General features: G+C 65.9%; 28 protein-coding genes. 6 read left to right on the forward strand and 22 right to left on the reverse strand.

Annotated features, from left to right (window positions below; all coding sequences use genetic code 11):
• Positions 1–264: 264 nt before the first annotated feature.
• Both ACIG5A_RS20230 and ACIG5A_RS20235 read left to right on the forward strand, forming a co-directional pair.
• Positions 265–924, forward strand: coding sequence for a hypothetical protein (locus tag ACIG5A_RS20230; RefSeq protein ID WP_397242109.1), 660 nt, complete (start codon positions 265–267; stop codon positions 922–924).
• Entirely contained in the window at positions 921–1712 is a 792-nt protein-coding gene (locus tag ACIG5A_RS20235; protein ID WP_397242111.1) for a site-2 protease family protein, read from the forward strand. The genes ACIG5A_RS20230 and ACIG5A_RS20235 overlap by 4 nt, the downstream gene beginning before the upstream one ends.
• Before the next feature lie 102 nt (positions 1713–1814).
• Here ACIG5A_RS20235 and ACIG5A_RS20240 read toward each other — a convergent pair whose 3' ends face one another.
• Genes ACIG5A_RS20240 through ACIG5A_RS20310 form a run of 15 tightly spaced genes read right to left on the reverse strand, consistent with a single transcriptional unit; the run spans position 1815 to position 10217 of the window.
• Entirely contained in the window at positions 1815–3080 is a 1266-nt protein-coding gene (locus ACIG5A_RS20240) for a tyrosine-type recombinase/integrase (RefSeq protein WP_397242113.1), read from the reverse strand.
• Positions 3080–3274: a helix-turn-helix transcriptional regulator gene (locus ACIG5A_RS20245; RefSeq protein WP_397242115.1), complete on the reverse strand. Its 195-nt coding sequence runs from the start codon at positions 3272–3274 to the stop codon at positions 3080–3082. The genes ACIG5A_RS20240 and ACIG5A_RS20245 overlap by 1 nt, the downstream gene beginning before the upstream one ends.
• A gap of 10 nt (positions 3275–3284) precedes the next feature.
• The gene (locus ACIG5A_RS20250; RefSeq protein ID WP_397242117.1) at positions 3285–4988 is read right to left on the reverse strand and encodes a replication initiator; all 1704 of its coding nucleotides are present in this window, start codon (positions 4986–4988) and stop codon (positions 3285–3287) included.
• Positions 4988–5620 carry a hypothetical protein gene (locus tag ACIG5A_RS20255; protein WP_397242119.1) on the reverse strand — a complete coding sequence of 211 codons (633 nt, stop codon included), beginning with the start codon at positions 5618–5620 and terminating at the stop codon, positions 4988–4990. The genes ACIG5A_RS20250 and ACIG5A_RS20255 overlap by 1 nt, the downstream gene beginning before the upstream one ends.
• The gene (locus ACIG5A_RS20260) at positions 5617–5850 is read right to left on the reverse strand and encodes a hypothetical protein (protein ID WP_397242121.1); all 234 of its coding nucleotides are present in this window, start codon (positions 5848–5850) and stop codon (positions 5617–5619) included. Before ACIG5A_RS20260 ends, ACIG5A_RS20255 begins: the two co-directional genes overlap by 4 nt.
• The gene (locus ACIG5A_RS20265) at positions 5847–6065 is read right to left on the reverse strand and encodes a hypothetical protein (protein WP_397242123.1); all 219 of its coding nucleotides are present in this window, start codon (positions 6063–6065) and stop codon (positions 5847–5849) included. Before ACIG5A_RS20265 ends, ACIG5A_RS20260 begins: the two co-directional genes overlap by 4 nt.
• On the reverse strand, positions 6062–6388 hold the full coding sequence (locus ACIG5A_RS20270) for a hypothetical protein (RefSeq protein ID WP_397242125.1): 327 nt from the start codon (positions 6386–6388) through the stop codon (positions 6062–6064). Before ACIG5A_RS20270 ends, ACIG5A_RS20265 begins: the two co-directional genes overlap by 4 nt.
• A complete protein-coding gene (locus tag ACIG5A_RS20275; RefSeq protein ID WP_397242127.1) occupies positions 6388–6621 on the reverse strand; it encodes a hypothetical protein in 234 nt (77 codons plus the stop codon). Before ACIG5A_RS20275 ends, ACIG5A_RS20270 begins: the two co-directional genes overlap by 1 nt.
• The gene (locus ACIG5A_RS20280) at positions 6618–8006 is read right to left on the reverse strand and encodes an FtsK/SpoIIIE domain-containing protein (protein ID WP_397242129.1); all 1389 of its coding nucleotides are present in this window, start codon (positions 8004–8006) and stop codon (positions 6618–6620) included. The genes ACIG5A_RS20275 and ACIG5A_RS20280 overlap by 4 nt, the downstream gene beginning before the upstream one ends.
• Complete coding sequence (locus tag ACIG5A_RS20285; RefSeq protein WP_397242131.1) at positions 7927–8313, reverse strand: hypothetical protein; 387 nt, start codon at positions 8311–8313, stop codon at positions 7927–7929. The genes ACIG5A_RS20280 and ACIG5A_RS20285 overlap by 80 nt, the downstream gene beginning before the upstream one ends.
• A complete protein-coding gene (locus tag ACIG5A_RS20290; RefSeq protein WP_397242133.1) occupies positions 8313–8504 on the reverse strand; it encodes a hypothetical protein in 192 nt (63 codons plus the stop codon). Before ACIG5A_RS20290 ends, ACIG5A_RS20285 begins: the two co-directional genes overlap by 1 nt.
• Entirely contained in the window at positions 8501–8863 is a 363-nt protein-coding gene (locus ACIG5A_RS20295) for a hypothetical protein (RefSeq protein ID WP_397242135.1), read from the reverse strand. Before ACIG5A_RS20295 ends, ACIG5A_RS20290 begins: the two co-directional genes overlap by 4 nt.
• Positions 8863–9117, reverse strand: coding sequence for a hypothetical protein (locus tag ACIG5A_RS20300; protein ID WP_397242137.1), 255 nt, complete (start codon positions 9115–9117; stop codon positions 8863–8865). The genes ACIG5A_RS20295 and ACIG5A_RS20300 overlap by 1 nt, the downstream gene beginning before the upstream one ends.
• 12 nt (positions 9118–9129) lie before the next feature.
• On the reverse strand, positions 9130–9747 hold the full coding sequence (locus ACIG5A_RS20305) for a DUF2637 domain-containing protein (protein WP_397242139.1): 618 nt from the start codon (positions 9745–9747) through the stop codon (positions 9130–9132).
• Complete coding sequence (locus ACIG5A_RS20310; RefSeq protein ID WP_397243918.1) at positions 9747–10217, reverse strand: hypothetical protein; 471 nt, start codon at positions 10215–10217, stop codon at positions 9747–9749. The genes ACIG5A_RS20305 and ACIG5A_RS20310 overlap by 1 nt, the downstream gene beginning before the upstream one ends.
• 229 nt (positions 10218–10446) lie before the next feature.
• Between ACIG5A_RS20310 and ACIG5A_RS20315 the strand changes: the two genes are divergently transcribed.
• Positions 10447–11145: a GntR family transcriptional regulator gene (locus tag ACIG5A_RS20315; protein ID WP_397242141.1), complete on the forward strand. Its 699-nt coding sequence runs from the start codon at positions 10447–10449 to the stop codon at positions 11143–11145.
• A 71-nt stretch (positions 11146–11216) separates the two neighbouring features.
• On the opposite strand, the gene ACIG5A_RS20320 is transcribed toward ACIG5A_RS20315, so the two are convergent.
• From ACIG5A_RS20320 to ACIG5A_RS20335, 4 genes are all read right to left on the reverse strand, one after another.
• A complete protein-coding gene (locus ACIG5A_RS20320; RefSeq protein ID WP_397242143.1) occupies positions 11217–12074 on the reverse strand; it encodes a hypothetical protein in 858 nt (285 codons plus the stop codon).
• A gap of 684 nt (positions 12075–12758) precedes the next feature.
• On the reverse strand, positions 12759–13463 hold the full coding sequence (locus tag ACIG5A_RS20325) for a DUF3800 domain-containing protein (protein WP_397242145.1): 705 nt from the start codon (positions 13461–13463) through the stop codon (positions 12759–12761).
• 1097 nt (positions 13464–14560) lie between these two features.
• On the reverse strand, positions 14561–15709 hold the full coding sequence (locus tag ACIG5A_RS20330) for an aromatic acid exporter family protein (RefSeq protein WP_397242147.1): 1149 nt from the start codon (positions 15707–15709) through the stop codon (positions 14561–14563).
• Between the two features lie 6 nt (positions 15710–15715).
• Positions 15716–16159 carry a DUF3151 domain-containing protein gene (locus ACIG5A_RS20335; RefSeq protein ID WP_397242149.1) on the reverse strand — a complete coding sequence of 148 codons (444 nt, stop codon included), beginning with the start codon at positions 16157–16159 and terminating at the stop codon, positions 15716–15718.
• A gap of 1231 nt (positions 16160–17390) precedes the next feature.
• Here ACIG5A_RS20335 and ACIG5A_RS20340 point away from each other — a divergent pair.
• Positions 17391–18410: a hypothetical protein gene (locus ACIG5A_RS20340; RefSeq protein ID WP_397243920.1), complete on the forward strand. Its 1020-nt coding sequence runs from the start codon at positions 17391–17393 to the stop codon at positions 18408–18410.
• Between the two features lie 208 nt (positions 18411–18618).
• Positions 18619–19677 (forward strand): fused (3R)-hydroxyacyl-ACP dehydratase subunits HadA/HadB, encoded by a 1059-nt coding sequence (locus tag ACIG5A_RS20345; RefSeq protein WP_397242151.1) that lies wholly within the window; start codon positions 18619–18621, stop codon positions 19675–19677.
• Positions 19678–19684: 7 nt separating this feature from the next.
• On the opposite strand, the gene ACIG5A_RS20350 is transcribed toward ACIG5A_RS20345, so the two are convergent.
• Positions 19685–21148 carry a DUF4185 domain-containing protein gene (locus ACIG5A_RS20350; RefSeq protein ID WP_397242153.1) on the reverse strand — a complete coding sequence of 488 codons (1464 nt, stop codon included), beginning with the start codon at positions 21146–21148 and terminating at the stop codon, positions 19685–19687.
• 197 nt (positions 21149–21345) lie between these two features.
• Here ACIG5A_RS20350 and ACIG5A_RS20355 point away from each other — a divergent pair, with 197 nt between their 5' ends.
• Entirely contained in the window at positions 21346–21669 is a 324-nt protein-coding gene (locus tag ACIG5A_RS20355; RefSeq protein WP_397242155.1) for an excalibur calcium-binding domain-containing protein, read from the forward strand.
• On the opposite strand, the gene ACIG5A_RS20360 is transcribed toward ACIG5A_RS20355, so the two are convergent.
• Both ACIG5A_RS20360 and fbaA read right to left on the reverse strand, forming a co-directional pair.
• Positions 21670–22788 carry a BTAD domain-containing putative transcriptional regulator gene (locus ACIG5A_RS20360; RefSeq protein WP_397242157.1) on the reverse strand — a complete coding sequence of 373 codons (1119 nt, stop codon included), beginning with the start codon at positions 22786–22788 and terminating at the stop codon, positions 21670–21672. It abuts the gene before it with no gap.
• Between the two features lie 31 nt (positions 22789–22819).
• Positions 22820–23854 carry a class II fructose-bisphosphate aldolase gene (gene fbaA, locus ACIG5A_RS20365; protein ID WP_397242159.1) on the reverse strand — a complete coding sequence of 345 codons (1035 nt, stop codon included), beginning with the start codon at positions 23852–23854 and terminating at the stop codon, positions 22820–22822.
• Positions 23855–24010: the final 156 nt, after the last annotated feature.

Genomic DNA, 24010 nt, shown 5'->3' on the forward strand with positions numbered 1-24010 from the left:
CTGCCGTATCGAGGCGGTGGCCGGAAGCACAGTTTAGTAGACGCGTCGACAGCGGCGACGCAGCGGTTGACATCGTAATCTGAATGGCGGCGTTCGCGAGGCCCTGCGTGGTTACGCTTCGCTACCGCCTCCGGGCCCTGAGCTCACGCCGCGGGGCTCGACAACCGTGCGGCCGGAACCGTGTGGGCGGACCAAGGCGCGGTTATGGTTGCACGGAAAGCGAACCGACGAGCGTCGGCCGGACCGAGGAGGGTGTACGGCAGTTTGAGTACCCACGTTCTCCGCTGCGACGGCGCGCCGGTACCCATCGCACTCGCAGCGCTGCCGACGACCCAAACGGCCGCCATTCCGGATACCGGGCAGATCGATGAGCTGCTGCCGGTGCTCGCCGCCGACTCGCTGCCCCGGCTGATCGTGCTCGGCGAGGACGCCGGGCTGGCCGCGGTGCTGACGCACCTGATGCGCACCGAGCGGCTGCATGTGGAGATCGGCTACGTACCGATCGAGAAGACCTATGGCTCGCGCGCCTACCAGACCGGTACCGGCAATGCCGCGGCGAAGCGCGCCATCGAGGGAAAGGCCACGGAGACACCGCTGATCAGGGACGACACCGGCAAGGTGCTGGTCGGGCGTGCCACGATCACGGGGGTGGACGGGGAGAAATTGGAAGGGGAGGCCTACGTGGACGACACACAATTGTTTTCGGGAAAGGTCACGGCGATGCATGTGTCGCCGACCTTGGAGCTACCCGGGGTGCGGGCGACCGCACAGCGCGGGATCCGCAGGCGCCGCTGGGTCGAGGGGCGCGCGGCGCAGCTCGGCACGCCGGGCGCGGTGGTGACCCGCGACGGGATCCGCGGTGAGCGGACGGTGCCGCGGTCGAGTTTCTACCGCCACCACGAGCCCTGGCTGCTGGTCCGATGACCTGGCATTATCCGGAGAATCGCCGCGCGAGCGGATTGGGCGCGGTGCGGCCGAGCCCGGTGTTCCTTGTCGTGGTGATCGCGGCGATCGTCGGCGGCGCGCTGGCGTGGGACGCGGATGTCGAATCGGTGCGCGCGAAGGTCGGCGTGTTCGTCCTGGTGGTGTTCGGCTGGATCGTCAGCCTGTGCCTGCACGAGTTCGCGCACGCGTTCATCGCGTGGCGGGCGGGCGATCACGAGGTCGAGCTGCGCGGCTACCTCACGTTGAACCCGCTGAAGTACAGCCATCCGCTGCTGTCGATCGTGCTGCCGATGGTGTTCATCGCGCTCGGCGGTTTCGGCCTGCCCGGTGGTGCGGTGTACGTGCACTCGCACAACTTCAGCCCGCGCATCCAGCGCCTGATCAGCGGCGCCGGACCGGCCGTCAACGCGGTCTTCGCGGTGCTGCTGCTGCTGATCGTGAAATTGTTCGGCAGCACCTATGAACATCCCGCCTTCTGGTTCGGCCTGAGCTTCCTGGCCTTCCTGCAGATCACCGCCACCGTCCTCAACCTGCTGCCGATCCCCGGCCTCGACGGCTACGGCATCCTGGAGCCCTCGCTGAGCTACCAGACCCGCCGCTCGATCGATCAGTACAAGCCCTTCGGCATGCTGATCCTGTTCGTCCTGGTCTTCACCCCCGCGCTGTACCGCCCCCTGTTCGAAATGATCTACGCCATCTTCGAACTCTCCGGCGTCCCGCGCATCTGGTCCCAGTACGGCGGTTACCTCGTCCGATTCTGGTTGTAACTCATCTGCCCTGGTAGAACGCAGAAATCCGGTGCGAGCCTTGTTCGTGACTCGCACCGGATTTCTGGTTCCCTGATCGGTTTTCGATTGGCTAGGCATCTCTCAGGCCGTCTCCAGGCCGTCATCGGCGGGTAGCTTCCAGAAGGCCGCCGTGTCGTCCACGGCCTGGCGGGCGCGTTCGTTACTGGACGACAGCAGGTGTGTGTAGACCCGGAGTGTGAACCCGGGGTCTTCGTGTCCGAGGAAGTCCGCCAGTTCCTTGATCGACACACCGCGCGCCAGCAATGTGGATGCATACAGATGCCGAAGTCCGGTGTGCATTCCATCGGCACGAGGGCGGTAGATCAGGTCGCCAACAGCGAAGGCCGGTTTCCAGACGGTCTTGGTGAACACATCACCGCTCATCGTCGCGCCATTGTGGTCGGTGAGCAGCAGCAGCACGGTGACAGGTTTGCCATCAGCGCTGCCCCAAGGCAACGTCACAGACTGCGGCGGGTACTCCTTCATGTGCTCATCGATTTCATCCAGCACCGCTTTCGACAGTGGCACGAACCGCGTCTTCTCCCGCTTCGGTAGCGCGAACATCAGCACACCCTCCACGTACTTCACTTGGCGCTGAATGTGTACGACCATGGCCTCACGGTCGATGTCATCGGGCGACAGACCGAGAATCTCGCCCTGCCGAGGGCCGAGCCCCGCACCGATAGGAACCACCACCGAGAACCGGGGCTTCGATTCGCTCAATCCACGACGCACCGCTGTGATCCGACTCTCCGGCCAGACAACGACTTTCGGGCTCTTCGCCACGGGGCGGCGTACTGTCTTGGCCTTACACGGATTCGCACGAATGATCCTGTCGTCAACGGCCGAGTCCAGAATCCCGGACACCATCGCGAACAACACCGCCATGTAGTTGTCCGAGTACTTCTTCGTCTCCAGCTCTGCCACCCAATCACGGATGGTCGACGGCATGACCCGACCAAGGGACAAGTCGCCGAACGTCGGATAGATCCGGCTGGTGAGCCGACTCCGCAATGCTGCACGGGTCGCGGGATCGGGCGATTGCGCCTTGTACCAGCTTTCGCCTTGCTGCCGGAACTTCTTCGTCGCCGCACGGGGGTCGATGTATTTGCCCTCGCGCTTGTCGGATTCGACCTCGATGAGGAAGTCGTCGGCGCGCTTCTTCTCGCGATCGGCGAACGACTTGGATCGTTCGACTCCATCGGGATCGATGTACCGCACTCGGTAGCGAAGCCCACGCCCGTACAGCTCGGTTTTCTCCATGACCGGTTTGCCGCGGCCGTTGACGACGATTTTGTCGTTCTCGTCCCGCTGGGGTCGCCACCAGCGATCGTCTACGTGCCCCATCAGGCCGCCGCCTCATCCGAATCGACCCAGGCTCGTACCCGTGCGGGGTTGTAGCGCAGATGTCGGCCGACCTTGCGGACAGGAGGCCCTTCACCAGTCCATTTCCACTGGTACAGGGTCTTGACCGGCACGCCAAGGAAGTACGCCGTCTCCTCAACATTCCAAAGCCGATTATCTGGTAGCTCCATCACCATCACCCCTCCCCTACGCCGCTTGCTGAGTTGCCGAAGTTTTCTCCGGTCTGGGTGGTTCGGGTGGTTCAGCCGCCATCCGTGCTCTCAAGTACTCGGCACGCCAGACGGTGCGCCGGGATACCGCGCCCATGATCAGGTGTTCACGCAGGGGCCGGGACTTGTCTCCCGGTTCGACTGGCGTCACCTTCAAATGCGATGTGTCAGGTTTGACGATTCCGGCGTCGGCGAGGAGTTGCCGAACAAACTCGACACGGTCTTGCTTGTGGTCGATCAGGGTCTTTCCCGACCAACGCCGCGACACCAGTACTCGCCGACCAGGCAGCCCGAGGGTGTCTCGGCGGTGTGCTTTGCCCCGGCAGCGTCCGGGCACGGTCTTGTCGCTGGCGCCCTGGGGGACGATGCCGTAGCGCAGCCAGACCGCGCAGCGCGGCGAGCATGGGGTGTGCTGGAGTTCCGCATGTAGCCGGTCGTAGTGTTCGGCGGCCCGATCCGATTGAGGCTCAACGATTTCCGCGATCGACTTCACCAGGTACTTGGTGACGTAGCCGATGGCTCGGCCGGCCTTTTCGGTGCCGCCGACGATGCCCTTGATGTGCTTGCGATCCATCTGCGTTCCGAACCGCACTGTGTGCGCCGGTTCGAGGTCATCAACCGCGTCGAGGATGTCCAGGGCGTCATCCCAGTACGTCAGCGCCTTCCCGGTTCCGGGGTCGACGAAAGTGGCCTTGCGGTGGTCCCACACCGGCCAGTAATCCCCGCCGTACATCTGGTTCTCGGCATCGAACCGAGGCCACCACACCTGGTGGTAGGTAGCCGCGGTCACCTGCTTGAGGATCTCGCGGGAGATCGCACCGCGGATCAGGATGTGCAGGTGCGGGGCACCGCGCTTCTGCGGCTCCACGGTCGCAAAGTACTGAATCTCGTAACCCACTGCGCGACGCAGGTTTTGAATCCAGCGGTCGACCAGCTTGGAGAAGAACACAATGTCGCGTGCGGCAGTGACGTAGTCGTAGGAGTCCAGATCGACCGGAGACCCGTCCGAGCATGGCTCGCCCTTGTCGTTGGTTGCGCCGTCGCGATTGATCCGGCCGTAGCCCGGCATGGTGAGGGTGACGAACATGCTCGGCTGGTGCTTGCCCGCGAACACCTCGCCGATGGTGCGCTTGGTGACCTTGCGGCGCGGCAGGTTCGGCACATCCTGACGCCGCCGAGTAGAGCGTCGCCGCCGATCCTTGGTAACCATATCCAGGGCCGGAAGCCGACCACGCAGCCCGGATTCTCGCAACTCGCAATCCAAGTCAGCCACCCATACCCGGCAGCTCTCGGCCATCCCCTCATCGCCGTTCGCCACCGCCTGCCGGTATTGGGCGACGAGATCGGCTCGAGCGGTGAGCAATTGAACTTGGGCCGGGGTCGGGTCCTTCTTCTCGTCATCGAGCTCGATGCTCATGTGCCAGCCTTCGCGGCACTGCGCGATCCGCAGCAGCCGGTTGGCTTTGGCACAGGCCGGGCACACCGATTCGATCGTGGACTTGCACGGGGCGCCTTCGTAGGTGACGGTCCCGGTGCGCGGGTCCTCCACACGCATCGGAATCGGCCGGCGGCACACGTCGTACTGTTCGGCGGCGGCTTGGGCGACCTCGTGCAGGTCGGGTAGGGCGCGGCGCTGAGCCGCTGTCGCTCCTGTCTGGGGCTTGTCGGGGGTGTCGTTCATCAGGCTGCGCCCTTTCTCCAGCGAGGCGTGTCTATGCGGGGTGCGGTGATGGGGTGGGCGAGTGAATCCGATTGGCGCATTACCAGTTCCATCACCCCTGGGGCGGTGACGATGGCCCGGCAGTCCAGGGCGCCGAAGGTGTGTGCGATCCGCTTGACGCGGTTTTCGTAGTCCTCGGGGCAGTGGCCGGGCAGCATCTTGACCCGCAGCCGATCCACGGTGTCGCCGATCTCGACACCCAGCAGCCGTGGAACGAACACCGCGTCGTCGCGAACGAGGGTCAGCCCGCATGCCTCGATCCGGCGGTCCCACAGGCGTCGGTAGCGCCACCAGATCAGGAACCGGGTGCGTGCCCGTGAGGTGATCCACCGCTCGAAGGTCTCCGGGCTCCCTGCTCGCCAGAGCACCATCCCCGCGATGAACACCCCGACCACCGCGACACCTGCCCGCCAATCCAGCCACACGCCCACCGCAACCGCGGCTGCGATCGGGATCGAGATCATGGGGAACAGCAGTGCCCACCACACGCTCACCGCGACGGTCTTCACGATAGTGACCAGGACAGCGGTGGCGATCTTCTCGAACACGATGTCGATCTCGGTTCTCGACTGTGTGCCGGTTGTTTTCGTCATAGTCGTTGCCCCTTCTCGGGTAGGTCGAAGGCGAGTTGGGTCGGTTGCTCACGCTCACCGATCCAGGTCCGCCACATCTCCCTGTTCGAATTGCGGTACACCACAACCGTTTTCACGGCATTGACCTTGGCGGCGCAGATGTGAGCTTCGGCGGCGGTTGTGGCGTGGGGCAGAGGGCGGATGATCCGGCCGACCATCACGCCCCACTGCGTCCGCTTGGTTGTGCTCATGCCGCCCAGTCGCCGTCATCGAGACCGTCATCCCAGCCGGGAACATCGCCGGTCTCGGCGAGCAGGTGCACCGCGATGGAAATCGGGTCCATCCCGGAGCGTTCGAACTGGCAGCGCCGACGCGACCGGACATGGACTGCGGCGTCGATGTCCTCACGATCGAACTGGCGGGAAGTCTGGCGGGAGCTGTGGCGGATGTTGGTGCGTGCGTTCATGATTGGGCCTCGATTTCAGGGATGCCGCACTCTGCGCAGCTGCGGGAGCGGGTGAGTTTGCCCAGCGGCCACACCGTGGTCTGCCAGGTGTCGGGGTAGGTGTGTCCGTACTGAAGGCAATGCAGGGTGGCGATACAGCCGTCGCAGAGGATGCGGTCGCCGTCGTAGACCCACCCGACAGTTGCGGAGTGGGCGCTGAAGTAGGCGATGGCCTGGGCAATGGAGTGGAAACAGATGCTCTCGTTGTCTTTTTCGCTGTAGTGGTCTCCGCAGCCGTCGCAGTAGACGACGACGTGTTCTTCGATCACGAATCCCGCCTTCATCACCGACCACCCTCTTGCGGGTTCGGCAGCCAGCGTCGGGGGTAGAGCTGACGTGGGTAGACGGTGGCGTAGAGGGCTACTTCGGTCGGGGAGAGACCGGCATAGCTTTCGTCCTCTCGGATGTCGAACCCGATCTCCGCCAGCAGCTTCACGATCTCGTCCACCTTCGAGCGAGACCCGTACAGCCGCACATCGACCGCCGATGCCGGAATCGCGCGAGCGCTGTCGTTCATGCCGCCACCCCACTCAGGCCGTCGTCGTCGCCGAGGTCGTCAGGGTCGAAGTCGCTGTAATCAGTTGTCGGCCCGGCGATTTCGGGCGCAGGTGAGTACGCGTCGACGATGGCATCCGCTGCGTCGTCGTCGACCCAGAACGCGCGGACCCGCACGAACTCGGTGGTGCCGTCCTCACCCACATACCCGACACCTGGTGTCTGGTCGGAGATTTCATGGCAGCGAGCACCGCGGTCCTTCGCGCCTTGGCCGTGGACCATGGCGTTTTGGGTCGGTTCGTCCAGGCGCAGGCCGATGCGGACCGGGAACAGTTGCCGGTTGGGCATCGTCTCCTTGGACGGGTCCTGCAACGCTGCGACCACTGACACCGCCGCCGCGCGCCCCTTCGACAGGAGCAGCCCGGTCAGGCGCCGGAACTCCTCCTGTTCGTTGCGGTCGGCATAGGACGACAGCGCCGCGGCCTCATCGATGATGATCAGAATCAGCGGTTCATCGATGGTCGGGACCAGCTTGCGGATACCGGCCGCACGCATCCGCACCAGCCGCTCGTCCATGAGCTCCACGGCTTCGCGCAGCATCGCGAGAATGCTGGCGGTATCCACGGTGAACCGGACGAACAACCGGTTCTCACCACGCCCGAACTCCGCACCGCCTTTCGGATCCGCCACCCAGACGTCCACCAGGCCGGTTTTGATCGCCGGGCCGACCCCGCGCAGGATCGACCACAGCACCGACCCTTTACCCGAGCCCATCGCACCGGCGAGAAGGATGTGGACGTACAGGATTTTCAGCAGCCACAAGGCGCCGTACTCGGTGATCCCGACCGGGACCGCCTCCAGGTCCACCTCGTTGTGAACCGCTTCCGGCGACGCTGCCGGGGCGGCGAGGGTGTCGAACACTCTCACCTGGAGACGGACCCAGCTCGGCTCGGGTGACAGCGCTGTCACCTTCGGCACCTGGAAGTAGGTGGCGAACTGGGCCAGGATGTCGTCGTTGTTCCAGTCCTTGGGTTTCTGGCCGCCGAGCATCATCACATCGACATGCAGCCCGGATTCGTCGTAGTAGTAGCCGTCAACGTGCGGGAAGCCGTCGTTGCGTGAACCGAGTCCGAGGGCCTCGAACATCAGGTTGGTTTGCATCGGATCAGCCAAAATCGTGACCGCCGTGCGCAATTCGGCCGGCGCCTGCGCGGCGATGTCCTGCGCCGTGATCGGGCGGGCGCCTGCTCCTGAATGCCGCATCCACCACATACCGGCCGCGCCGATGAACGCGCTACCAGCCACTACCAGCTCAGCTGCGACCATGTCACTGCCCTGCCTCAGCCTCGAGCAGAGCAACCAACGCGTCATCGCATGCCGGGCAATTGCACCGATCACCGGTGACATCGCGGAACGGAATCGATGGCAGGTCAGCGCCTTCGATGATGCGGCCCTCATTGACCGCCGCCGCCAGCAACTGCGCCAGCTCAGCCGCCGCATCCAGGTTCATGATCAGCAACGGCATCCTGCCGCCCGCGTGATGACCACCCAGGGTCAGCCACACCAACCCCGCATGCTCACCCTCGGTCACATACCGGACACCAGGCGAACCATGACCACTCACACGGGTTTCCGGCAGTTCAAACGACACATGACGCTGCGGATCCGACGAAACCCAATAGCCCTCGGCCCGGACCATCTCACTCGACGACATCACTGAACCCCCTGTGCTGTAATGGAAGTCGCGCAAAACATCACGCATCCGTCCGGCCGGGCCGGAGTCCGGGGAATCTCTCCCGCCGACTCGCGACCCATGGTGAGCAGCAGCGTCACGGGCAGCACCACCATCACGGCCAGCACGAACACCGCGACCCATCCCGGGCGCCTCAGAGCAATCGTGATCATGACGCCCTCCACCCATCACCACTCGGCGGGTACACCTCGGCGAGGTCGATGAAAGGCCACGGCTCGCCGCCCGCTTCGTCGTCGCCGGGCTCGCCGTCATCGTCTGGCTCGGCTTGGCCCATGGCCTCAGCGAACGCGTCGAGCCGGTTATTGACCTCGGAAATGCGCTGGCGCATCGCCTGGAACTCGTCGGCCTGTTCTTGGGCCAGCAGCTCGATCCGCACTTCGCCGATCCAGCTTTCGAGCATGTAAACCGTGTCGACGAGCGTGAACACCCTGCCCAGACCCATTCCGACGACGCTCACGGCCAGCACGATCACGCACGCCACACACGTCCAGATCGCAATCTCGTGCGCCATCACGCCACCGCCTTCACCAGATCAACCCGCCCGGATTGCTGATCGGCGATCGCATCGGCGATACCGGCATCGAGCAGCCCGCGCAGTGCCACGGCTTGGGACAGGTCGAGCTGCATGAAGCAGCTGGTGCCGAACCTCACGAACACTTTCTTGCCGTAGAAGTGGACCTCGAACGACACGGCATGCGCCGCCATGGTCACCAGCACGTCATCGTTTCGGCCGGTTCTGTGGACCGGGTAGTACTTGTCGGACATGAGAACTCCTTGTCAGGAAACCGTGAGCGGCAGCGCTTCTTGCACCGGCCGCACAGGGCGAATAGGGCGCACCGGCACGACAGCCGGGCGAATCTTCGGCGTAGCCACCACCGGCTCAGCGACTGGAACAGCCGCAGGCACTTCGACTGGCGGTTCGCCGGATACTGCGATAGTCGGAGCAGCCTCCTCGGCCACGGCCGGAGTTGAGCGCGAATCATGCTGGGCCGCACGGAACAGCACAGCCAGACCATGGGTATCGGCCAGTAGGGAAATCGGGGCGATCGCAGCAACCAGCGCCGAAGCCCACCAAGGCAACTCGCGTCCGGCAGCGATCGCGTGCAGAGAGTTGCCAACCACCGACACGACCGCGCCGACGACCAGCACCCACAGGAACCATTGCCGCTCACGAGATTTCGCCAGCACCAACACACCCAAAGTGGCTTGGATGATGGTGCCGTCCACGATCACCGGGAACAGCCAGGCATCTCCGGCGGGGATATGAGCCAGGATCGCCAGATCCCGCAGCGTCGCGAACGACAACCGAAACGCCGCCGCCCCGACACCCGCGAGGATGACAACGGCGGACCAGCGCGCCAACCGCATCCCCACCGACCGGTCCGCCGCATTCATCACGCCGCCTTAGCGCTGGACGGGCGAGCAGCACCCGGATCGGCCGGCGGCACCTTGGCACCGGAAGCGTCACCCACGATGCCGGTCGCGCGGTACTGGTAGCCCAGGTACTTGAACTCGCCCTGCCCCATCACCTTCGGCTCGGCGGTAAGACCCTCGAGCTCGACCATCCGCATGCCAGTACCAGCAACGATCTCCTCCGTCGCCGGAACCGGCTGAACCTCCGCCACGAAGATGATCTCGAAACTGGCCCGCTTCGCCTTCTCCTCGTGCGGATCGGTCACCGTCGCCTTCCACAGCGGCAGACCCGTTCCTTGCCCCTCCCGATCCAGGTCGAACATGCCCTCCGGCGCTGCGTTCGGGTTCGGGTTGTACTTCGTCATCCGCGTGATCTCCCCCAGCAACACCAGCTTCTGCGGGAACGCCGAACCGAACCGGATCGGGAACTGATAGCCCCTCTTAATCGCCATTGCTGAACTCCCTTGCATCTGTTGCGAATTCGCCTTGCGGGTTGCTTCCGCGTCAGCGGGACAAGCCCAGTGTATACACAACTGTGTATACACACAACGTCTGCGTATACACAGCTTGATCCCGACCGGTTGCGGCGGTTGAGTAAAGCGCCGTTGACCTGTGCGTATACGCAGTTGCGTATACTGAGAATGTCGTCAACATCGGAACCACTCGAAAGGATGCAGCTCCATGGCAGAACCGGCCTATGTGTCGATCGCAGGGGAGTACGCCCGACAGATTCGCGGCGGGGATCTCGCCCCCGGGACGCAGCTGCGGAGCTATGCCGAGCTCGCCGAACGACACGGCGTATCGCAAATCGTCATCCGCAAGGCAATAGAGCTACTGCTCAGCCAAGGATTGGTACGGACGGTCGAACGCCGAGGAACCTTCGTCGCCGATCGGCCGAATCTGGTTCGTGTATCCCCCGAACGACAGATGGAGAGTCCTGAGATGACCTACAGCCGCGAGACCGATCGAGAGGTCAGCATCGAACGCGACACCCAGCACATACCCGCATCACCCGAGCTCGCCGAGGTTTTCGGAATCGCCACAGGGGACGAGCTGACTCATGTCATCACGCTCGCCACCGAGGGGGGCCGACCGATCTCGATATCGGACACCTACCAGCCCCTCGGCGTGCACGGCACCACGGACGCGGTTCTCCTCGAGGAGACGATCGCGGATCGTATCCCGCCTCTCGCCCACGGCGAATGGCTCGGCGTCGCATCGGGCGACCTGGTGAAAGCCGTACATCAGCGATTCCTGACCAAGGACGACCGAGTGCTCATGATCTCGGACGTGTCGTACCCGCGGGATCGCTACGAAGCGTTCGTCTTCCGGATGCGACTCGATCTCGACATTGAGCCTGTCACCCCCAGCGCCGACTGACCCATCGCCACATAAGACGCCCGGGCAACCGCTTCTCCCAGGAGCAATCGTCCGGGCGTTGTCATGTCCGCTCAGCGGCGGCGAACCCACCCCTGGCAGATATCGGTCAGGTTCCACCACGAAACATGCTGCGCATCTTGGGATTCGAGGTGCCAGGCAGCACTGAGGTGATCGAAGAAGGCATCATCGCCGGTCTTCCCGCCCTTCGGTTCGCCGATGTAGACGACGCGTTCACCGCCCGCCTTCTCGAACGCTCGCAAGGCCTCCGACGCCATTGGCGAGCCCCAGCCGGGCGGCCAGCACATGAACAGGACGCCCTCCCCTTGGCGCTCGGCCGCGAATTGATCCAGGTCGCCAACCGGGTACCAGATGTCGCGTTGGCCGGAAGCGCCAGGAAATGAAACGTTCTCCACCTGGTCCGGCGGCTCCGAGTCGAACGCAGCCACCTCCACCCCGGTGTCCGCCAACTGGCGTGCCCAGTATCCGCGGCCCGCACCGAGTTCGAGCACCTTGGCTCCCCCGCTGAACTCGCCGATCCACCGCAACGTCTCCGGTGACGGCACCGCGTAGGCGTACACCGACTGCAAGATCGTCTGAGCGAACCCCAGACGCACACTCCCATTCGCCCGCCCGCCATTCACCACACGGCCGCCATCGCCATCACCTACCGATGGGCCGACGATGTCCCAATACGGGTTCCCCGTAGGCGATTCCCCACCCGTCATGTAATGCACAAGACGAAGGTCGAACGCCGAATCAGCTCCAGCATCACCGGTACCCGACAGCTGCGGAGCCGTGTCCAAGTAGTCCGCCACCCGGGGATACTCCGCTCGTAGCCGCTGCTCGTCGTCCAGCAGCGCAGCCAGCTCGGTCCGTCGTTCGGTCGTCAGCGCTAGGCCAGTCATGTAGGCAATTCTCCCGGGCACCACGCCCTTTCACGATCAGTTGCCGAATTTCGCCATACAGGATCAAGAGCGCCTGCGGCGGCGCTACCGCGCCGCCGCCGCGCTACGACGCGCAACCGTCTTGCTCGAACCTCACCGCCGGGCGCGTCGGCACGTCGGCGGCACGGTTGCGCCTCCAATGTTGCTCCAGGACATGCATGGTCACCTCTGCGATAACCGGGAAGTGCTGGGCACGACGAGAGCCGTACCCGGCTTGCTCTCCCGCAGCCCGAGCACGAATCGGCCGGCACCGTACGGGGTGACCAGCTGTGGGTCCCGGCCGATGGAGACGAGATGGAGATGCACGCCGCGGTTGGTCGGTGGCCGATGGTCACGTAGGCCCCCTGCCTCCTCATGGCCCAATTGTCTGACCTCACTCGGGCGTGTCAAGGGAAAGAGCGCCCTTGACACGCCCTCCCTCCGCTCAGGGATGGCCGGGACGAGGAAGCTGGGAGAAGAGCAGTCGGTGCGGCGCGAGGCCACATCTGGATGCATCCCCAGCCATCCCAGGGGCAATCTTCCTGCATTTTGTGATCGCAATAGCTGTAATACTGTGATCGAGTTCTCTGTTCACACATGAGTGTTCGCATGTTAGCCTGATAAAAGGACATCCGAGAGGATTCCGATTAGCCTTCGACCCCGCCAATGAGTGCGGGGTCGTCGTGCATTTCAGGGTGTCCAGAGGTATCTGTAATGTACGTTCGGCTCAATTGTCGCCCATAGCATGGCATTAGCTTTCTCGGCGCGAGGATCTACGATCGGTGTACGCCGGATCCGATAGTGCAAGTACGAGACCAAATCGGCGGCCTGTAGCAGGCGGCTGTCGCACGAGGGCGCGAAGTGAATCGTGTCGGCCACCATCTCCAACTTCGTTCCAAAGTAGCCACCGGTGCCAACATGCTGGTACTCCCAGACGCTCTTACGGTGACCGTCGTGACCGCCAACCTCATCAGCGATGACCAAAACAGGCTGGCTGACGCAGACTGCGTAGCCGTTAATCGACTGCAGAACGTGCTCCAACACGACTCGATGTGGTGACCACGGGTTCACATACCGCGCCACAAGTGCCTTCCTGTCGACACCTCGATATATCAGCTTCAGATCGGCAGTCCCGGCGATGGCCTTCAGTGCGTCGTGGTAGACGCCGATGCGCACACGGATCTGTGGTGCGAGTCGGACCCAGCCGTTCTTACCTTGCACGAGGTCGTTTCCGTGAAGCTCGGCCCGCGGATCAATTGACCACGCGCTTGCTGCTTTGCCTGCTACCTCGTCAAGGCTATTTGCCAGCTTGAGAACCTCATCAGCCGGGCAAATGACGGCAGCTACCCAGTACTCTCCCGCGTCATACGACTCATCTAGGTAGGCCAACAGCACATACTAATTATCGCGATTAAGGAACCGCTTGATACACATTAATTTTTAGAGGCATTGTCCGACAGACGACGCTCCGGATATCTCGAAGAACTGCCCGAGTCCGCCCCCGGAGCGTACGACAGATCCGACGACAACGCCGACGGCACTGACGACATCCCCGCCGCGCTCATCACCCAACCACTGGAAGGCACGATGATTAGGTACACCTCATCTGACTGACTACGAATCAGACGGTCCATGATGACGCTCGATGTCACCACGATGTCACAAGTCCCGCGAACTAAGCCGGACACAGCCAGACACAGCCGGAGAAAACCGCCAGGTGGCCGGACAGCAACGACCATCCAGGTATCCCGAAAACCGGCCCGGGGCTGCCTCCGGAGCAGACGGCCATAGCTGGAATCAGGCCGTCGCCAGGCCGTGCGAGGCCGGGGAGCAGCCGAAACTGCTGAGAACGAATAGGAACTGCCGCGCAGGTCATCGGACATTTCCGCGATCTTCGCCCAGGACACCGGAATACGGCCGCATGATCTACGCCATCTTCGAACTCTCCGGCGTCCCGCGCATCTGGTCCCAGTACGGCGGTTACCTCGTCCGATTCTGGTTGTGAGCCACCGCAGCCGCAACGTTCGAAGCACCGAAAACCCCGTCCGGAGCGAGTCTTACGAGCGACCGTTGGCGGCCCGTCTCGCATCCGAGCGGCCGAAGCGCATGCGCCGCAGGCGCGAGTCTCGGCCGCTCGGATGCGAGACACAGGGGGCCGCCAACCCGCAGCGCCGCAGGCGCTGCCATATACACAGAGCCGCCTTGGTCGACCTCATTGACCAAGGCGGCTCTGCTCCTCGCCTTCGCTGCTCGCGGCCCCTCCCGCCCGGCCACCACACCAATAATGGCCGGTGAGGCCGCGACTGCGTGAGCGAAGCTGGACCGCAACACCCCTCGTCGTTTTGCGGTACCAGCTCAAAGTAGGGCCGGGCGGCGCGTCGAACACGAGTAGCCGACTACCCCAAAGCGCGGCTGTTCGGCGCGCGGCGCGTCGGCCGCGGACATGCGGCGACCGGTAATGTCCGAAATCGGCTGAGTAGTCGACGCTGTAGCTAGACCGCGGGCGGCACGTGCGGGTTCGGCACGGTCGGCGGCAGCAGCGCGATGGCGGAGATCCGCTTCACCCCGCACACCTGCATCAGGTCGATCAGCGTCGAGCGCACCTGCGCGAAGACGACGTGCGCCGAAAGACCGGCGCCCTCAACCAGTTCCGGCCGCGCCTCCTTGGCGACGGAGCGCAGCACCCTGGCCGCCTCGGCCTGGTCCGGCTGCTGGCCCGGATCGGCGAGCATCATCCTGCGCACCACCTCGACGGCCTGGCCGAGCCGCTCCACCTCGTCGATGAGCCTGGGGTCGAGGATCTCGTCGTCCAGGACCAGGCTCAGCGAGCGGCGCAGCAGCACCCTGGTGTTGCGTACCGCGTTGTCCAGCGGATCCGCGGTGGCCTTGATGCGATCGAGCCTGGCGCGCGAGTTCCAGTACAGCGGTGAGATCCGGCTGATCTCGCGGCCGCCCTCCAGGGTGGCGCGCAGCGCGTCGATCTGCGGCTGGGTCGCGCGGACCGCCTCCAGCGCGGTCCGCACCTTCTCCGGGTCCTGGGCGAGCAGCCCGTCCGCGCCCTCGGCGAGCGACTTCCCCATCACGGCAAGGATTTCCGCGGCCTGCTCGCGTGCCCTGCGCACGGGGTGCAGCGGAATCGCGGCGACGATCACCACGCCGACCAGGCCGCCGACCAGCGCGTCGATCATCCGCGCGAAGCCGCCGCCCGCCGACGGCGGCAGCAGCGTCGCGACGAGTACGGCCGAACCGGCCGCCTGCATGGTGATGATCGAGCCACCGTCGAGGAATACCGCGAGCGCCATCGCGACCGCGACCACCAGCGCGATCTGCCAGACACCGGTGCCTGCCCTGGTGATGAACAGGTCACCGATGCCGATGCCGACCGCGACGCCGACCACCAGCTCCACCGAGCGCTTCAGCCTGGCGCCGAACGAGATACCGATCGACACCACCGCCGCGGTCGGTGCGAAGAACGGCTGCGGATGCCCGACCACCTTGTGCGCGATGAACCAGGCGAGCGCCGCGCCGACGGCGCACTGGACGATCGGCAGCGCGGAAAGGCGTAACCGCGCCCACGCCTCCCGCAGCGTTTCGACCGTGCTCGCTTTGGCGACGGCGACAGGCGAATTCGGGTCGAGCACGCTGGCTCAGTTGAGGCCGAGCTCGGCCGCGGCGCGCGGGTCGCAATCCTCCAGCAGATCGAGGCAGCGCGCGTATTCCTCGGTCTCACCGATCACCTTCGCCGCCCGCGCCAGCGCGCCGACGCTGCGCAGGAAACCCTGGTTGGGTTCGTGGCTCCACGGCACCGGGCCGAAACCCTTCCAGCCGTTGCGGCGCAGCAGATCGAGGCCGCGGTGGTAGCCGGTGCGGGCGAACGCGTAGGCGGCGACGATGTCGTGGTTGATCGCGGGTTCCTGGCCCTCGCCGCGGCCGAGCGCGGCTTCGGCGAGATAGGCCCAGGCGATCGAGGCCGCCGGGTGTTCGGCCGCCACCTGAACCGGATCGGCCTTGTCGAGCAGAGCCTGCTCCGCGTCGGAGTTTTCGGGTAGAAGCACTGGTTGCGGTCCGAGCAGATCACCGAACGAGGTCATGCGGATCATTGTGCACCACCCTTGTCCGGCGGAGCGCTTGGTCAAAGGCGGGCTCGGTCCTGCCACTGCCGCTACGCTGGCCGACGAGTTCACAGTTCCGCCTGAGCGAGGGGTAGTGGTGTCCGACCCGAACGACGAAAAGAACCCGGCGAGCGATGCCGCGCGCCCCGCGGCGGACGCCACGCGCCCCACCCCCGCGGAACAAAAGCCCGCCGACCCCGGCGCCACCCCGGCCCCCGCCCAGCCGAACCCTGTCGCAGCCCCGCAGGCACCGGGCCGCGCGGCGCCGACCATCGCGATGCCACAGCCCGGCACCCCCGCGAGCCAACCCCCGGCAAGCCAGTCGACAGCAGAGGCCACAGCGCCTACCCCCGGTGTGGCACAGCCAGGTACCCCCGTGAGCTCTTCGGATGACCCGAACACCGCCCCTACGCCCGGCACTCCCACCACACCCACGGTCGACGCCACCGCGGAAACCGCTGCGATCCAACGCAACCCGAACCCCGGCGCCACAACCGCGGGCGGCCCGACGGCAGGCTCGGCCACCGCCGAGGCAACGCAGCAGGCCGAAGCCGCACACCAGCCCACTGCCGGATCGACACCCGGCTCGGGCAATGCCACAGGTGCACCGTCTCCAGCCGCGACTCAACCGACCGGTCAGAGCTCAACACCCGGCGGCGCAGCATCGAGCGGGGCGGTCGTAGGCACTGCACCGACTCAGCTTCCCGGCTCGGCCGCCCCGGGCTCGGTACCCGACTCCGCGCCAGGGGCAGGCTCCGGCGCGGAAACCGCTGCTACTCAGGGGGGTAGCGCGCCGCAACAAGCAACGCCCGGTAACGCTGGTACACCTGTAGCCGGTCACGGCAACCCAGCCGCAGCGTCCGCTGCCGGTAACACTCCGGCGGGCGATGCGGGCGCGCAAGGGATCGGCACCGGCGCGGGAACGGCCGCACCGGGTGGCGATGCCGCGCCGACGGTCCGTCAAGGCATTGCGGCGGAGCGACCGGCGAGTCCGCCTGAACCAGGCGCTATTCCGAAGATCAACCGGATCGATGCGACGCAGCCAGCCGGATCGCCGGTAGCACCTGCCGCCGCGCCGAGCGGCGGTGCGACGGAAGCGCCTGCCGCGCAAGCGGATAAGGCCGCGGAAGAGGCCACTGCCGGGCAGGACCAGCAGGGATCCGGCGAATCCGGCGGTGAAACCACGGGTTCCGAGGCGGTCACCACCGTGATGCGAACGGTGCCGCCGGTCGCGGAGGGCGCTGCGGCCGTCGACGCGGGGGCCGGGGATCCCGATGCGGTCACCGTTTCGATGCAGACAAAGGCTCCGGAGCCGGCGCAGGATGAGGTCCCGGGGTCGGAGGACAAGACGGTCGCGATGCGGATCGTGCCTGCTGTGGACGACGCGAAGACCATGGCGTTGCCGATTCAGCAGCCGGGCAAGCCCGCAGGCACCGATCGGGTGACCACGCCCGCAGGCGGGCCCGCGCCGCTGACCAAGCCGCCGAGCACGCCGCGATCCGCGCCGGGACCGAAACAGCCTGGTCCGCAGGGGCCTTCGGCGCCGCCGCAGGGCGGTCCCGATCCCACCGAGGAGACAAGGCCGTCGGCGCCGCGGCCGCCGGGCGCACCGCGTCAGGTCGCCACCGCGCCGTCGCCCGCCGATATGCAGCCGACGCTGCCCGCGCAGTCGGTGCTCGGCCCGCGCCCGCCGCAGCCGCGCACGATCGCGCCGCCGCAGCGCATCGAGCCGTCGGGTCAGCTGCCCGCACAGCAGCAGGTGACGCCGGCGGCGCCCGCGGCCGCGCGTAAGCCGCGGCGCTGGCTGATCGCGGTGGCCGGTGCCGCGGCGCTGGTGGTCGCGCTGATCGCGGTGATCGTCGCGGTCGTCGCGAATTCGGACGACAACTCGCCAGAGGCCAAGGTCCGCGCGGTCATCACCGACTACACGGATGCGCTGAAGAAGGGCGATCTAGCCACGCTGCGCAGTTCGACCTGCGGCATGCTGCACGACTACTACCAGGGTCTACCCGAGGATCAGTTCACCGCGGTGCACCGGCTGTCCATGGAGCGCAAGAGCGTTCCGGTGGTGGAGACCATCGATGCGATCCGCATCACCGACAACACCGCGATCGCGCAGGCCATCGTCTACACCGATGCCGATCCGAGTAAGCGTTCGGCGCGCACCTTCGATCTGCAGCGCACCGCCGACGGGTGGAAGGTCTGCGATCAGCCGCCGGGCACCCCGTAGTGCCGTCGGCGCTTGCCGGATCCGCTCCGGCGAGCGCCGCCGCGCCATGGCGTAAAAGCGCTAGCACCAACCTGTCTGATTCGTCGCAATTACGACCACCCACCGCCGCCCAGAGCGTTGCGTTAGGCCTTCCACCTGGCGATATTCGGTAGTACGCGTCACATCTACCTGGTCAATCGACCGCTTCGGAAGTAGCATGACCCGGATCATGGGCAGTGAGACAATGGCGCGGCCGGTTGCCGACGACACGGCAGCAACGGCGACGCTGGCAGGACAGCGGTTCCGGGTTCGGGACCACTACGAGGTCGGCAGAGAAAAGGTTCGCGAGTTCGCGCGCGCGGTACAGAACCAGCACGGCGCGCATCACCACGAGGCGGATGCGCGCAAACTCGGCTACCAGGGCATCGTGGCGCCGCCGACCTTCGTCTCGACGATCGGCCTGACCATCACCCACGCGCTGCTCGACACCGTGCTCACCGAGTACGACCTGTCGCAGATGCTGCAGACCGACCAGATCTTCGAGATCTACCGCCCGCTCGTCGCGGGTGACCGGCTCACCAGCGATATCGCCATCGAATCCATCCGCCAGTACGGCGACAACGACTTCATCACCGTGAAGTTCGCGCTGACCAATCAGCACGGCGAGGTCGCGCAGGTCGGGACGACCACGATCGTCGCGCGCCGCGGCGCGGTGGTCGACCCGAACCTCACCGAAGCGGTCGAGAACATCATGATGCACGTGCCGAAGATCGCGTCGGCGAGTGTCGCGGACAGCGAAGCGCTGATCGAACTCGGCTCGGATGTGCCGCCGATCGTCGGCGAGCGCACGGCCGTCCCGGTGAACACCACCCCCGACTTCGACGAGCTGGTCACCGGCCAGCAGCTGGCGCCTGGCTCGGCGCGGGTCACCCGCGGCGATCTGGCCAACTACGCGGGCGTATCCGGCGACGCCAACCCGATCCACTTCAGCGATGAGGCCGCGCAGCTGGCCGGCCTGCCCGGCGTGGTCGGGCACGGCATGCTGACCATGGGTCTGGCCGCCGAGTACCTGACCTCGTGGATCGGCGATCCGACGGCGATCGAGAAGTTCAGCGTGCGGTTCTCCGGTTTCGTGCCGGTGGCGCCCGCCGCGGCGAGCCGCATCGAATTCACCGGCAAGATCAAATCGCTCGACCCGCAGCGCCGCACCGCGACGGTGCTGCTCGGCGGAACCGCCGAGGGGCGCAAGCTGTTCGGGCGCGCGATCGCCGAAGTACGTTTCGCCTGAGCCGGTTTCAGTCGAGGGTGGCGTGCATCAGATAGACGTTGTAATCGCTCCACGTCGAAATGTTGAGGTACAGATCGGCCCCCGAGGACCACGGGTGGATGAAACCTCCGTAGAGCTCGGGATAATCGGTGACCTTGACGGTCGGCACGGCATCGGACCAGCCGCCCTGCGGTGAATCCGATTCGCGCACAACGATGGCGGTGCGCGCGGTGTCGAGATAGCTCATCTGCCAGACATTCCTGGACGCGTCGTAGCGCACCGAGAGCTCGCCGACGGTGCCCTCGACGACCGGGCTGACCAGGCCCGCGGCACGCACCGGCGTCCAGTTCCCGTCGCGCCAGTACTGGTAGGCGGTGATGTTCAGCAGTTGATCCTTGGCCACCCTGGCGAGGCCGACCGAACCGAGGCGGGTATTGGGCGTGCCGAACATGTACACGTAGTCGCCCTGCGGAACCATCGCGCTCACTTGGAAATTCGACAGTCCGAAGATGTTGTCCCAGCGGGCGTACGGATCCTTGGTCCAGGTCTGGCCGTGATCGTCGGAGTAGGCGATGCCGCCGTAGTTGGTGAAGAAGCTGCCGGGAATGCTGTTCCAGGTGCGAATCGACATGTAGCTCATGTACTGCCGGTCGCCGAGGGCGAATCCCGAGGTGGGGATGGTGGTGATCTCGACGTTGTCGAGTTTGCGGCTGGACAGCACCTCGGCGGCGTGGCAGCGGTCGTCGGTGACCATCCGGTCGTAGGTCATCCCGTCGGACAGGTCGGTGTCGGTGCTGAACGCCAAAACGTTGCTGCGCCAATCCATTCCCATGCCGCCGGGCGGATGGAAGCCGCGCCCGACGGTGTCGCCGAACGCGGTGGCGATCTCCCCCGGCTTGCTCTCCCACATGATGCCGAGATCGGTGCCGTCCACCTGCCAGCGCTTATCGGTGCGGTTCACCGAATTCGCGCCGGTCTGCTTGGCCACCTCGCGCACGGCGGCGACTCGCGGCGCCTGCCTGGCCGGAACCTGGGGCGCCGCTTCGACCGCGGGCTCGACGGGCGCGGGTGGCGGCGGCACCGGCCCGGGATCCGGGCTCGGACCGGGGAAGGCGAAGTAGAAAGGCTTGGGGTTCAACAAGATTTCCGGAATGCCGAGCCTGCCCGCCAGGCTCGGCGGCGGCGCGGGCAGATCCGTCAGATCCGGGCACGGATTGGTGCACGGGTCGGCGGGCAACTCCATCGCGGTGCGGGTCGGCACCGGGTCGACGGGGCGTTGGGGCACCACGGTGATCGCCGGATACGGAATCGGCACCTCGAGCGTCTTGGGCACCAGTGCCTCATGGGTCGGCTTGGGATCGCTCACGCAGGGGCCACCACCGGCCACCACGGTCCGCTCTTCCGGCGCGGCGGCGGCGGGCCGATCGGCGTACACCAGCACCCCCGCCCCGAACACCACAGCGCCGACCGCGGCCATCACCCGCCTGGCCATAGTCAACCCCTCGGAATCGTCAGGTAGGACACGCACCAGCGAGTGACCCTACCCCCTGACCCACCAAGATCACCTGCGACTTTCCGATCCGCACAACAGATTCCCGCTCGCGGCCGACCGCGCACCGATGCTGCGCGACAGCTCCGGCCAGCGCTCTTGACAAGCACCTCCCTGGATTACGGCGCAGGATGGAGGGCGTGAAGGTTTCCGACATCCCACGCCGTACCCTCCCCGCCGTCGCCGCCGCCTGTCTGTTCTCGGCGGGTGTGGTGTTCGCCCCCGTGGCGAGCGCGATACACCCCGACGACACGGTCACGACCGAGCGCAGCGGGCCGAGGGGCAACGGCGACACCTACTACCCCGAGGACCGCCCGAAGAAGGAGGGGCACACCGGTTTCTACAACAGCTGCGCCGAAGCCAGGGCGGACGGCAAGTTCCGGCTGCACCGAGGCCAGCCCGGCTACTGGTCCTACCTCGACTCCGACGGCGACGGCGTCGCCTGCGACGCAGGCGACATCTGACTAACCCGCGGCTTGGAACGTCAGCACGGTCGCACCGATCCGGATCATGTCGCCGTCGGCGAGCAGCGCACCACTGTCGATCGGATCCTCGTTGACGAAGACGCCGTTGGCCGAATGCAGATCCTTGATCAGCAGTCCGGCCCGGCTCGGCATGATGTGCGCGTGGTAGCGGCTGGCCTTCGGATCGTCGAGCACCAGATCGTTATCGGTCATCCGGCCGATCCGCATGCCCGCGTGGCCGATCGGGATCACCCGGCCGTCCGGCATGCGCAACTGACCGCTGCGCACCGCGCGCGGCATCTCGGTGACGGTCTCGGTCATCGCGGCGGCCATTCGCTCGACGCGCTTGAATTCGACTGTGCTGAGCGGCTCTTGGCGCAGCACCCGCTGTTCCAGCTGGATCAGCGCCGGCCCCGGATCGATACCCAGCTCGTCGGCGAGCACGGCGCGCACCCGGCGACACGCCTCGAGCGCATCGGCCTGGCGGCCGGATAGGTACAGCGCGGTGATCAGCTGCCCCCACAGCGGTTCGCGCAGCGGATGTTCGGTGGTCATGGTGACCAGCTCGCCGATCACCGAAGACGCACGCCCGCAGGCGATCTCGGCGTCGATGCGAGCGGCGGCGGCGAGCAGCCGCTCCTCGTCCATCGCGGTGGCGAAGCTGTCGGCGAACTGCAATCCGGCCAGATCGGCGAGCGCGCGACCGCTCCATTCGCGCAGCGCGGCGCCGTAGAGCTGGGCGGCGCCCATATGATCGCCGACCTCGGCCGCCCGCGCGCCCGCTTCCCGCGACGCCTCGAAGCGGCCCAGATCGCAGGCCTCCTCGCTGATCTCCAGCCGATAGCCCGAGGACTCGGTGCGCAGCACCTTGGCCGGATCCACACCCGAATTACGCAGCGCCTTACGGATATTCGAGACGAATACCTGCAGGCTCGCCGCGTAGGAATCGGGCGGATCCTCGTTCCAGACCATATCGGCCAGCGCGGCAGAGGACACCGCGCGCCGCCGATTAACGGTCAGCGCGGCGAGCAAGGCCCGCGGCTTGGGCCCGCCGACCGCCACCGGCTCACCGCCGACGAGCAGCCGGACGGGCCCGAGCACACGTACATCCAGACTCATGTGTTCTCGAGCCCCCCGTGGGGTAAAAGGTTCAGGCGCTGATCGAGCGTCCCGCGGACTTCAGATCATTGCACGCCTCGACGACACGCGCCGCCATCGACGATTCTGCCTTCTTCAGGTAGCTGCGGGGGTCGTAGACCTTCTTGTTGCCGACCTCGCCATCGATCTTCAGCACACCGTCGTAGTTGGCGAACATGTGCCCGGCGACCGGGCGGCTGAACGCGTACTGGGTGTCGGTGTCGACGTTCATCTTCACCACACCGAAGCGCAGCGAGTCGTCGATCTCGGACTTCAGCGAGCCCGAACCGCCGTGGAAGACGAAGTCGAACGGCTGCGCGCCCTCGGCCAGGCCGAGCTTGGCGGCCGCGACGCGCTGGCCCTCGGCGAGCACCTCGGGCTTGAGCACCACGTTGCCCGGCTTGTACACGCCGTGCACGTTGCCGAAGGTCGCGGCGAGCAGGTACTTGCCGTTCTCGCCCGCGCCGAGCGCGTCGATGGTCTTCTGGAAGTCCTCCGGCGAGGTGTAGAGCTTCTCGTTGATCTCGGCCTCGACGCCGTCCTCTTCACCGCCGACGACGCCGATCTCGACCTCGAGGATGATGTTGGCCGCGTGCGTCGACTTCAGCAGTTCCTTGGCGATGTCCAGGTTCTCGTCGATCGGGATGGCCGAGCCGTCCCACATGTGCGACTGGAACAGCGGGTGCTTACCCGCGTTCACCCGCTCCTGCGAGATGGCGATCAGCGGGCGCACGAAGGTGTCCAGCTTGTCCTTCGGGCAGTGGTCGGTGTGCAGCGCGATCGTCACGTCGTAGCGGGCGGCGACAACGTGCGCGAACTCGGCAAGCGCCACCGCGCCGACGACCATGTCCTTGACACCCTGGCCGGAACCGAATTCCGCACCACCGGTGGAGAACTGGATGATGCCGTCGCTGCCTGCGTCCGCGAAACCCTTGATGGCCGCGTTGATCGTCTCCGACGAGGTGCAGTTGATGGCCGGGAAGGCGAAGGAGTTCGCTTTGGCCCGACCGAGCATCTCGGCGTAGACCTCCGGAGTCGCGATGGGCACTGTGAAGACCTCCGTGTTCGTGCGGCAAGAGACAATTCTGTCAGGGCCAAGCGTAAGCCAGCGGCCTTTCCTAGTGTTAAGAGGCAGGCGATATCCATGCACCCCTGCAGCCGCTCGGACGCGAGACATCAGGGGGCCGCCAACCCCGCAGCGCCG

The sequence above is a fragment of the Nocardia sp. NPDC052566 genome (assembly GCF_044547285.1).
GTDB lineage: Bacteria > Actinomycetota > Actinomycetes > Mycobacteriales > Mycobacteriaceae > Nocardia.

Excerpts from the sequence above, each read along its gene's own strand:
- ACIG5A_RS20295 (WP_397242135.1), bottom strand. The coding sequence starts at position 8,863 with ATGGCGCACGAGATTGCGATCTGGACGTGTGTGGCGTGCGTGATCGTG.
- ACIG5A_RS20310 (WP_397243918.1), bottom strand. The coding sequence starts at position 10,217 with ATGGCGATTAAGAGGGGCTATCAGTTCCCGATCCGGTTCGGTTCGGCG.
- ACIG5A_RS20280 (WP_397242129.1), bottom strand. The coding sequence starts at position 8,006 with ATGTCACCGGTGATCGGTGCAATTGCCCGGCATGCGATGACGCGTTGG.
- ACIG5A_RS20245 (WP_397242115.1), bottom strand. The coding sequence starts at position 3,274 with ATGGTGATGGAGCTACCAGATAATCGGCTTTGGAATGTTGAGGAGACG.
- ACIG5A_RS20235 (WP_397242111.1), top strand. The coding sequence starts at position 921 with ATGACCTGGCATTATCCGGAGAATCGCCGCGCGAGCGGATTGGGCGCG.
- ACIG5A_RS20360 (WP_397242157.1), bottom strand. The coding sequence starts at position 22,788 with ATGAGTCTGGATGTACGTGTGCTCGGGCCCGTCCGGCTGCTCGTCGGC.
- ACIG5A_RS20290 (WP_397242133.1), bottom strand. The coding sequence starts at position 8,504 with ATGATCACGATTGCTCTGAGGCGCCCGGGATGGGTCGCGGTGTTCGTG.
- ACIG5A_RS20285 (WP_397242131.1), bottom strand. The coding sequence starts at position 8,313 with ATGTCGTCGAGTGAGATGGTCCGGGCCGAGGGCTATTGGGTTTCGTCG.
- ACIG5A_RS20315 (WP_397242141.1), top strand. The coding sequence starts at position 10,447 with ATGGCAGAACCGGCCTATGTGTCGATCGCAGGGGAGTACGCCCGACAG.
- ACIG5A_RS20260 (WP_397242121.1), bottom strand. The coding sequence starts at position 5,850 with ATGAGCACAACCAAGCGGACGCAGTGGGGCGTGATGGTCGGCCGGATC.
- ACIG5A_RS20350 (WP_397242153.1), bottom strand. The coding sequence starts at position 21,148 with ATGGCCAGGCGGGTGATGGCCGCGGTCGGCGCTGTGGTGTTCGGGGCG.
- ACIG5A_RS20265 (WP_397242123.1), bottom strand. The coding sequence starts at position 6,065 with ATGAACGCACGCACCAACATCCGCCACAGCTCCCGCCAGACTTCCCGC.
- ACIG5A_RS20240 (WP_397242113.1), bottom strand. The coding sequence starts at position 3,080 with ATGGGGCACGTAGACGATCGCTGGTGGCGACCCCAGCGGGACGAGAAC.
- ACIG5A_RS20305 (WP_397242139.1), bottom strand. The coding sequence starts at position 9,747 with ATGAATGCGGCGGACCGGTCGGTGGGGATGCGGTTGGCGCGCTGGTCC.
- ACIG5A_RS20275 (WP_397242127.1), bottom strand. The coding sequence starts at position 6,621 with ATGAACGACAGCGCTCGCGCGATTCCGGCATCGGCGGTCGATGTGCGG.
- ACIG5A_RS20335 (WP_397242149.1), bottom strand. The coding sequence starts at position 16,159 with ATGACCTCGTTCGGTGATCTGCTCGGACCGCAACCAGTGCTTCTACCC.
- ACIG5A_RS20270 (WP_397242125.1), bottom strand. The coding sequence starts at position 6,388 with ATGAAGGCGGGATTCGTGATCGAAGAACACGTCGTCGTCTACTGCGAC.
- ACIG5A_RS20255 (WP_397242119.1), bottom strand. The coding sequence starts at position 5,620 with ATGACGAAAACAACCGGCACACAGTCGAGAACCGAGATCGACATCGTG.
- ACIG5A_RS20345 (WP_397242151.1), top strand. The coding sequence starts at position 18,619 with ATGGGCAGTGAGACAATGGCGCGGCCGGTTGCCGACGACACGGCAGCA.
- ACIG5A_RS20300 (WP_397242137.1), bottom strand. The coding sequence starts at position 9,117 with ATGTCCGACAAGTACTACCCGGTCCACAGAACCGGCCGAAACGATGAC.
- ACIG5A_RS20250 (WP_397242117.1), bottom strand. The coding sequence starts at position 4,988 with ATGAACGACACCCCCGACAAGCCCCAGACAGGAGCGACAGCGGCTCAG.
- ACIG5A_RS20340 (WP_397243920.1), top strand. The coding sequence starts at position 17,391 with ATGCGAACGGTGCCGCCGGTCGCGGAGGGCGCTGCGGCCGTCGACGCG.